The organism is Variovorax sp. P4_B10, from assembly GCF_056402375.1.
In genome coordinates this window covers 1-8,426 of the sequence record NZ_JBFUHN010000143.1, presented here as the reverse complement: position 1 = coordinate 8,426, position 8,426 = coordinate 1, and the positions used below count along the sequence as shown (strand labels likewise).

The following is an 8,426-nucleotide window of genomic DNA, read 5'->3' as shown; positions in this document are numbered from 1 at the left end:
GCCGCCGGCGTGGCGGCAGCGAGCGCCAGCGCCCGCGCCTGCCCGGGACGGACGTCCGGCCGCACCGCCGCCGCCGCGCCGATCGGTGCCTCCGCGACCACCACGTGGGCGTTGGTCCCGGACAAGCCGAAGGCGCTCACCGCGCCGATGCGGTCTCCGTCGGCAGGGGCCGGCCAGGGCGCCGCCTGCGCGCTGATGCGGGCCGGAATCGCATCGAGGGCCAGCGCCGGATTGAGGCGCCCGATGGGGCGTTGCGGCGGCAGCGTGCGATGGTGCAGCGCCAGGACAAGCTTGATCAGGCCGGCGATGCCTGCTGCGGGCTCCAGATGACCGATGTGCGCCTTCACCGCACCAAGATGCAAGGGGCGATCGGCACTGCGGCCGGCGCTGTAGACGGCACCGAGCGCCGCCACCTCGATGGGATCGCCCAGCGCGGTGCCGGTGCCATGCGTCTCCACATAGTCGACGGCCGCGGGCGCAACGCCGGCCTGCGCCAGCGCGGCGCGGATCACGGCTTTCTGCGCTTCCAGGTTGGGCACCGTCAGGCCGCTGCTGGCGCCATCGTGGTTGATGGCGGATCCGCGAATCACCGCCAACACCCGGTCGCCAGCAGCCAGGGCGGCGTCCAGCCGCTTCAGCACGACCAGGCCAGCGCCTTCGCCGCGGCCATAGCCATCGGCCGCCGCATCGAAGGTCTTGCAGCGCCCGTCCGGCGACAGCGCACGCACGCCGCACAGGTAAACCGTCAGATCGGGCGAGAGAATCAGGTTCACGCCACCGGCCAGCGCCATGTCGCACTCGCCGGTGCGCAGGCTCTGGCAGGCCAGATGCACGGCCGTCAGGGACGACGAGCAGGCCGTGTCCAGCGACAGGCTGGGTCCCTGCAGACCGAGCACGTAGGACAGACGTCCGGCCGCAAAGCAGAAGCCGGTCCCGGTTCCCATGTAGGGGTCGATGCGGTCCGTCCCCACACCGGCGGCCTGCATCAAGCGCGCATAGTCATCGAGGCCGATGCCGACGAACACGCCGGTGCGGCTGCCCCGAAGCATCGCGGGGGCCAGGCCGGCGTGCTCCAGCGCGGCCCAGCCGGTCTCCAGCACGAGGCGCTGCTGCGGATCCAGGCTGTCCGCCTCGGCGCCGGTGATCTCGAACAGGCTGGCATCGAAGCGGTCCACCTCATCCAGGTAGCCGCCGGTGCGCGTGTAGACACGGCCGGGCTTTCCCGGCTCCGGGTCGTACAGCGCGTCCACATCCCATCGCTGCGCCGGCACCGGACGGATGCCATCGCCGCCCTCCTCGATCAGCCGCCAGTAGGCCTCCGGGTTGTCGGCGCCGCCGGGAAAACGGCAGCCGACACCGATCACAGCCACCGGCGCCTCGGCATGGCCCGAAGACGGCGCAGCCTGCAGCCGCGCCTGCAACGCCTTGATCTCGGCAGCAGCTCGGGCGAGCAGCTCGCGATGGGATGGATCGGATGGATCGGATGGATCGGCCATTCACACCACCGGAACGTCGGCCGCGGCCAGCACGTAGTCGAGCGGGCCATGCCTGCAGGCGTTGAGCGCGCCCGGCCAGGTGAGCGGGTTGGCGAAGGCCGTGAGCATTTGCGTCAGGGCCAGCACGTAGTGCAGCCGGTCGCGATCCAGCAGCAGGCGCGGCGACACGCTGGTCAACGGCGTCAGTGGCTTGAGGCGCCCGGTCGCCAGGCGCTTGCGCAGGCTGCGGGCCATCGGCTCGTAGACATGCTCGCGGATCGACACCACCTGCACGTTGACGAACCCGGCCTCTTCCAGCTGCCGCCGATAGACGGAACGGTCCACGACATTGGCTCGCGGCATCATCGATTCGTTGGGGTAGCGCCGCATGGCATCGACCACCCAGCCATAGCTGCCGGCCATGTCCCTGGGCATCGGCAGGATGTCGCAGGCCGCGAAGCGCCCACCAGGCTTGAGCACCCGGCGCGATTCGCGAAAGAACGCCTCGCGGGTCTGGAAATGATGGCCACTCTCCACCGCCACCACCTTGTCCACGCTGGCGTCGTCGAGCTGCAGCTGCGTCGCGGACATGCGCTTGAGCGCCACCCGCTCGACGATGCCGGCACGCTGGCACTGCCCGAACGCGGCGTGCAGCTGGGTCTGGGACAGCGTGATGCCCAGCACATGGGCCACGTCGAACTCGCCCACCCAGGTGAGGATCTGGTCGCCATAGCCACAGCCGGCGTCTAGCACCCGGTCGCCGGACTTCAGGCTCGCCGCCTCCCCCACGAGCCGGACCAGCGCCCGGCACGCCTCGTCCTGGCTGGTCGGGCCGTCCTTCCAGTAGCCCTGGTTGAAGAAGCGGCTCTTCTCCGTGATGAATCCGTTCACGGTGTCGTAGAACGCGGCGACGCCGCGTTCGGTGCGTTGGTTGGCTTGCAGGTCCGTCATGACACAGTCCTCTGTTTTTCGATGAGGTAGTCGTTGATGACCAGGGCATCCAGGCCACTGGTGGCGAAGACGGCGACGGCGTCCTCGACCGAGTGGGCAATCGGCTTGCCCATGACGTTGAAGCTCGTGTTCAGCAGCATCGGTACGCCGGTGAGCGCGTGGAAGGCGGCGATGAGGTCGTGATAGCGCGGGTTGAGCGCAGTGGTCACCGACTGCAGACGCCCGGTGAAATCCTCGTGCACCACCGCCGGCACCCGGGCACGGACTTCGGGCCGGAAGACCAGCGTGCGCTCCATGTAGGGGCTGTACTGGTAGTCCTCGAACCACTCCGGTCCGTGCGCGTGCAGGATCGAGGGTGCAAAGGGGCGGAACTCCTCGCGGAACTTCACGCTGTCGTTGATGCGGTCCTTCATGGAGGCATCGCGCGGATCGGCGAGGATCGAGCGGTTGCCCAGGGCGCGCGGGCCGAACTCGGCACGGCCCTGGAACCAGCCGACGATGCGCCCCTGTGCCAGCAGTTCCGCCGTGCGGGTGACGACCGCCCCGTCCGGCAGGTGTTGCAACGAGGAGAAGCCGCCCAAGCGAACCAGGCGCTCCAGCGCCGACGCCGAGGCCGTGCTGCCGAGGTAGGGCGACAGCGGCCGGGCCGCGACGGGCGCACGGCCCGGATGGTCGGCGCTCCAGGCCAGCAGGGCCGCGCCGAGCGCGTTCCCGTCGTCGCCGGGCGCCATCGGCACATGGACTGCGGCAAAGGGCGTGTTGCGCAGGATCTGCCCCGTGTAGGAGGAGTTGAGGGCGCACCCCCCGCCGAAGGCCAGGTTGTCGTGTGGCTGCGCCGTGTGCAGCGCGGCCAGCAGACCGCCCGCCACGTCGCTGAAAATCTCCTGCCCGGTCCGGCCCAGGTCGGCACGTCGCCGCTGGTACACCGCAGGGTCGGGATCGCGCTCGGCCTGCGCCATCAGCGCCTGCACGGCCGCCAGCCGACGGGCCGTGTCCCGCGCGTCCGGATTGCGCAAGGCCAATCCCTCGACCATCACCAGCGGGCGCAGCAGCGCATCGAACTCCTCGTCGTGGCGGCCATAGGGCGCCAGCCCCATGACCTTCCACTCCTCGCCCTGCACCGCGTCGAAGCCGCACAGCGCGCATACCTTGGAATAGAACATGCCGAGGCTGCCGGCGTTCTGCACGCCGAGCGCGCCCGGGCCTTTGCGCAGCGGTGTGATCACACCGTTCTCGTAGTTGTAGAAGTTCGTCGAGCTCCATTCGCCGTAGCCGTCGACCACCGCGCAGGCGGCCGCATCGAAGGGGCTGGTGAAGCAGGCCGTCGCGGCATGCGTCAGATGGTGTTCGTAGCGGCGAATGCCGGTCAGCCGGAAGCCCTGGTTGCGCAGCGCTCCGAGGTTGTGCCCGGCCAGGCTCAGGGTGCTCAGCATGCCCCGGCGCAAAGCGTCGAAACGGGGCCAGGGCCACACCAGATGATCGCGCCGCGCGAGGAAGAAATCGTTGACCGGCGTCAACAGCCCGCCAATGCCAGGCACGTCGACCAGGGACGCCAGCCACAGGGACTTGAGGACCCGCCTGCTCCAGGTCAGTGCGACCACCACCTCGGCGTCGGGCCCGCAGTATTCGCGGATCAGCTTGGGCGCCCGCAGGATGTGATCGGGCACGGCGTTGAATGCACGCTTGTCCTGAAGGTAGCGCTCCTGCGCCTCGGCGAACAACACCTCGCCGTCCGGCGAGACGATGGACAGGGCGGGATCGTGGAAGGATGCCGCCAGCCCGACATAGTAGGTTGCCATCAAGAATCTTTCGTTTCGGCCGCAGCCGTCTGCGGACCGGTTGCCGTGTCCAGTGCGGCAAGCAGTTCGGCCAGGATGTCGGGTGGCTGCGTGGCTGGGGCCACGACAACGCCGGAAGGGAGCGCATCGACAGCCAGCACGCCCCCCAGGTGACTGGACAGCGCCATCACCGTGGCGTGCTCGAAGACCGCCGTCGCCCCGACCGCGCCGCCCAGCAGCGCGTTGAGGTGTGCGCGAAATTCGGTCGCCATCAGCGAATCCATGCCTTGTTCGAAGAAGCCGCGGTCGACGTCGAGTCGCCCGCCGCCCATGACCGTCGCGAGGGTCTCTTCGACAATCAGCTGCAGCCGTGCCCGCCGTCCCAGCGGCGGCAGCGCGGCCAGTTCGGCGCGCACGCTGGCGATGCGGGGCGGCATGGGGGACGGTGCGATGGAAGGCGTGGCGATCGCAGCCACCGCCGATGCGGCCAGGGGACCGGCAACGGCGGGCAGCGAAGCCAGGAAGCGGGGCCAGTCCATGCGCAACGCCGCCACCACCGGTGCCGTCTGTGCGAGCGCGCGGGCCAGGCTGTCGAGGGCCTCGGCGGTGGTCAATGCGCCGATGCCGCGCGCCCGCCGTTCGTCCGTCGCGGCGGCGCCCAGTCGCGCGGCCATTCCCGTATCGCGCCAGGGGCCCCATGCGATGCTGAGAGCCGCCTCGCCGCGCGCGCGCCGACGCCGCGCCAGTGCATCGACAAAGGCATTGGCCGCACCGTAGCCAGCCTGGCCCAGGGCACCGAACAGCCCGGCCATGGAAGACATGAAGACCAGGAAATCCAGGCCTCTCCCGGAGGTGAGCCGGTCGAGCATCTCGGCGCCCCGCGCCTTGGCAGCGAAGATCTCGTCCAGCGCCGTCCGGTCCTGGCCGTGCAGCAAGCTGTCGCGCAGCACCCCCGCCGCGTGCACGATGCCACGCAGCGCTGGCCAGCGGGAGCCAAACCCATCGAGCAGCGCGCCGAGCGATGCCGGATGACCGACATCCGCCTCGACCACGTCGACGCCGACACCACGACGGCGGAGCGCGTCCAGCAAGCGTTGCGCCTGCGCCGAGGGGGGGCGACGACTCGCCAGCACCAGGTGGCGGGCGCCGGCATCGGCGAGCCACTGGGCACAGGCAAGGCCGATGCCGCCCAGGCCGCCCGTCACCAGATAGGCGCCTGCCGGGTCGATCGTCGGGCTGGTGCGGGGACCGCTGGAGCGCGGAGCCTCGGTCCGGCGCAGGGCGGGCACCCGCCGCCACTCGCCATCGAGCACGACGTGCAGCCCGGCCGAAGCTTCCCGCTCGGCGCTGCCCAACTCGCCGATGACCCGATCGACCGTGGCGGGCGTCGCGCCACCGACGACACCGATCACCCCCGCGATGCGTCCGGGCCGCTCCCAGCCCACACCTGCTGCCAGTCCCCACAGGGCCGCGGCCACGGGATCGGTGGTCGGGTCGCCGGTCAGCAGCCACAAAGGGGCATCCACCGCTTCGCGTACCGCCGTCAGGCAGAGGTCGCAGGCATCGACCGCCGCCGCGGCGCCGGCGTCGGCCTCCAGCGCGTTCAAGACCAGCAGGCGGCGGGCGGCGCCGCGGGTGGAACCCAGTTTCTGCACCAGTGCGGCATGCAGCACGCCGCTACCGAGCACCGTCCACGCACCGGCGGATGGCAAAGCCGGCGCCACGGCCGCAGCGGTCTCGAATTCAACCGCATAGAGGGCCGTCGACCCTGGCTCGGCCGGTGCTGCGATGGCGGTCGGCGTGGCCAGCCAGCATCGGCTGCGCTGCCAGGGATACGGTGCCAGCGGCGTCACAGGACCCGCGGCAATGCCGAGCGCGGCCCAGTTCAAGGGCACACCGCACACGAACAGGTTGGCCGCCATGCGCAACAGGCTCAGCCGGTCGTCGGTTGCCCTGCGCAGCGTGCCCACGGCGGTCAATGCGCCAGCGGCTTCCCCGCGCGCATCCCACGCCTGCTGCAGCACGGCGACCAGCGCGGGATGGGGGCCGAGCTCGATGAAGCGCTTGTGGCCTGCCTGCATCAGATACGCAGCCGCAGCGGCAAATGCCACCGGCTCGCGCGCGTTGCGCGCCCAGTAGGCGGCGTCCAGGCGGGACACCGGCACGCCGGTGACTGTCGAGACCATGCGCACCGTCGGTGCAGCCGGCGCCAGCCCGGTGAGCGATTCGGCCAGCGCCGCCGCTGCCGGCGCGGTCTGGCGGCCATGGAAGGCATAGGCCCCGGGGAGGCGGCGATAGGGCGCCGCGAGCCGCAGAAGCGCCGCGTCGAGCGCCTCGACGTGGCCGGACACCACCACCGAGGCGGGCCCGTTGAACGCGGCGATATCGACTTCCAGGCCGTCCAGTGCAGCGGCGATGGTGCTGGCGGACGCGTCCACGACCGCCATGGCCCCCTGCCCCGCCAAGCCCGCCATCAGCCGGCCCCGGGTCGCTGCGATGCCCATCCCCTGTTCGGCCGTGAGCGCGCCGGCGACCACGGCGGCAGCGATCTCGCCGACGCTGTGGCCGACGACTGCCGATGCCTCGATGCCGAGATCTCGAAGCAGGGCCGCCAGGCCGATCTGCACCGCCACCAGAACGGGCTGCGCCACCTCCGTGGCGGCGAGGTCGCGGGTCGTGTCGCGCCCTTCCAGCACCTCGATCAGCGACCAACCGGCCGCGGCTTGCAGGGCCGCGTCGCAACGCGTCAGGACGGCACGAAAGACGGGCAGGTTCAACAAGCCCCGACCCATGCCGGGCCACTGACCGCCTTGGCCGGAGAAGACGAACACCGGCCCTGCCCCACCGTCGCCGGCCATGCCCCTGGTCACGTCCGCCCCGGTGGTGCCTTCGGCCGCGATGCGCAATGCGGCGGCCAGCGCGTCGCGCCCGTGCCCGGTCACCGCGATACGGTGCGACAGATGGCTGGCACGCCGTGCCAGGGTGGCCTGCAATCCGGCGATGTTGGCACCGGCCTCCAATGCAGCAACGGCTTGCCGCGCACGGACCGCCAGCGCGGCCGCATCGGCCGCGGTGACGGCCAGCAGCACGGCACCCGTCGATCCATCCGCCGTCACCCCGTCCGGCGCGGGCGGCGCAGCCGGGGCCTGCGGTACGAGTCCTGGCGGCGTCTCCTCGAGCACCACATGCACATTGGTACCACCGAAGCCGAAGGCGCTGACACCCGCCAGGCGGCGCCCGCCATCCTCCCCCGTGGTCCACGGCTCGTCGGTCGTCGGCACATGCAGCGCGAAGTCGGCGCCGAAGTTCGGGTTGGGGCTGGTGAAATGAAGTTGGCGCGGGATGCGTGCCCGTGCCAGGCACAGCACGGCCTTGATCACGCCGGCCACCCCCGAAGCGCCTTCCAGATGGCCGATGTTGGCCTTGGCAGCCCCGACCCGAAGCGCCCGGGTGCGCTCCGGCACCGCATAGACAGCGCTCAAGGCCTGGACCTCGATCGGGTCGCCGAGTGCGGTCCCGGTGCCATGGGTCTCCACGTAGCCGACGTCCCGGGGCGCCACGCCGGCGTTGTCGAGCGCCGCCCGGATCACCTGTTCCTGCGCCAGCGGATTGGGTGCCGTCAAACCATTGCTGCGGCCGTCCTGATTGATGGCGGTGCCGCGCACGACGGCATGGATGCGATCGCCCGCGGCCATCGCATCGGCCAGACGGCGCAGCACCAGCGCGCCCGCCCCCTCACCGCGGACGAAGCCGTTCGCGCTGGCATCAAAGGTCTTGCAACGGCCATCGGGTGCCAGCATGCCGGACTTCGCCAGCGAACGACCGATGTCGGGCGCCAGCAGCGCGTTGACCCCGCCGACGATCACGGTGTCGCTCTCACCGGTGCGAAGGCTCTGGCAGGCCAGGTGCAGCGCGACCAGCGAGGACGAACAGGCGGTGTCCACCGCCAGACTCGGCCCTGCCAGGTCGAGCAGGTAAGACAGCCGGTTGGCGAGGATGGCGTCTGCGATGCCGGCCACGGCATAGGCATCGGGTTCGCGCCCCGATGCCAGCGCCATGCGCGCGTAGTCGCTCACGCACGCGCCGACGAACACGCCGGTTCGGCTGCCGGAGAGCGCCGCGCGCGACAGGCCGGCGTCGTCCAGCGCTTCCATCGCCACCTCCAGCAGCAGGCGCTGCTGCGGGTCGATCGCCGTCGCCTCCCGCTCGGACACGCCGAAGT

At 71.1% G+C, this 8,426-nt stretch carries 4 protein-coding genes; all 4 read right to left on the bottom strand.

The genetic code is table 11. The annotated features are described in order from the left end of the window. The coding region (locus AC1DXX_RS32610) for a beta-ketoacyl synthase N-terminal-like domain-containing protein (protein ID WP_478138339.1) at positions 1-1,496 on the bottom strand (1,496 nt) is incomplete at its 3' end. After that, entirely contained in the window at positions 1,497-2,426 is a 930-nt protein-coding gene (locus AC1DXX_RS32605; RefSeq protein WP_478138338.1) for an SAM-dependent methyltransferase, read from the bottom strand. Continuing rightward, the gene (locus AC1DXX_RS32600; RefSeq protein ID WP_478138337.1) at positions 2,423-4,225 is read right to left on the bottom strand and encodes a carbamoyltransferase family protein; all 1,803 of its coding nucleotides are present in this window, start codon (positions 4,223-4,225) and stop codon (positions 2,423-2,425) included. Before AC1DXX_RS32600 ends, AC1DXX_RS32605 begins: the two co-directional genes overlap by 4 nt. Continuing rightward, on the bottom strand, positions 4,225-8,418 hold the full coding sequence (locus AC1DXX_RS32595) for a type I polyketide synthase (RefSeq protein WP_478138336.1): 4,194 nt from the start codon (positions 8,416-8,418) through the stop codon (positions 4,225-4,227). Before AC1DXX_RS32595 ends, AC1DXX_RS32600 begins: the two co-directional genes overlap by 1 nt. Positions 8,419-8,426 lie beyond the last annotated feature (8 nt).

Coding starts and splice junctions, on each gene's coding strand:
- AC1DXX_RS32600 (WP_478138337.1), bottom strand. CDS start 4,225: ATGGCAACCTACTATGTCGGGCTGGCGGCATCCTTCCACGATCCCGCC.
- AC1DXX_RS32605 (WP_478138338.1), bottom strand. CDS start 2,426: ATGACGGACCTGCAAGCCAACCAACGCACCGAACGCGGCGTCGCCGCG.